This is a genomic window from Pseudomonas sp. 32_A, assembly GCF_017490905.1.
Lineage (GTDB): Bacteria > Pseudomonadota > Gammaproteobacteria > Pseudomonadales > Pseudomonadaceae > Aquipseudomonas > Aquipseudomonas inefficax.
This window is the reverse complement of record NZ_JAFGYI010000197.1, coordinates 1-513: the sequence shown is the minus strand read 5'-3', so window position 1 is coordinate 513 and position 513 is coordinate 1. Positions and strand designations below refer to the sequence as shown.

Here is a 513-nt window from a genome sequence, read left to right as displayed (position 1 = left end):
GCCATCGGCCGCATCAACATATGAATCGGCGCTGGGACTCGTCCCACGTGCGGTCGGGATCGTGTTCAACTCTTTGATTGTCTTTCCGCCGACGGAAACGATCTCTTTCATCGCATTGGTTACGCCCGGCCGCCAATACTTCACGTCGAATCGGGATGCCTTGTCGTCCCGACTCATCAACACGGCCACATCGAAGACAGACCAATGTTTTCCGCCCCGTGTGCGTCCAGTTCGCAAGATGTTCTTTCCGACCGAATCAATCAAAGTATCCAAGTCAAAGTTGCAGGCAATATCCCCCGCCCCATCCATGCCGAAGGTCTCGATATCGCAGAATGCAACCGGATACTTGATATCGTCGGCGATTTCCTCCTCCTCCTCGGTCATTCGCTGGAGGTAAAGCACGCTCGATCGAACATTTATTTTGTTCGGACGGAATGTCTCGTCAGGCAAACGCACCACTGCCAAAAGCTTCGCTTTGCTCAGGAGCCATTTGCGTATCGGTGCCGCCGTATC

1 protein-coding gene is annotated in these 513 nt (G+C 53.8%); it reads right to left on the bottom strand.

The genetic code is table 11. From position 1 onward, the window contains the following. Positions 1-513 (bottom strand): hypothetical protein (locus J5M58_RS26265; protein WP_207880259.1); only part of this gene is annotated, 513 nt, incomplete at both ends.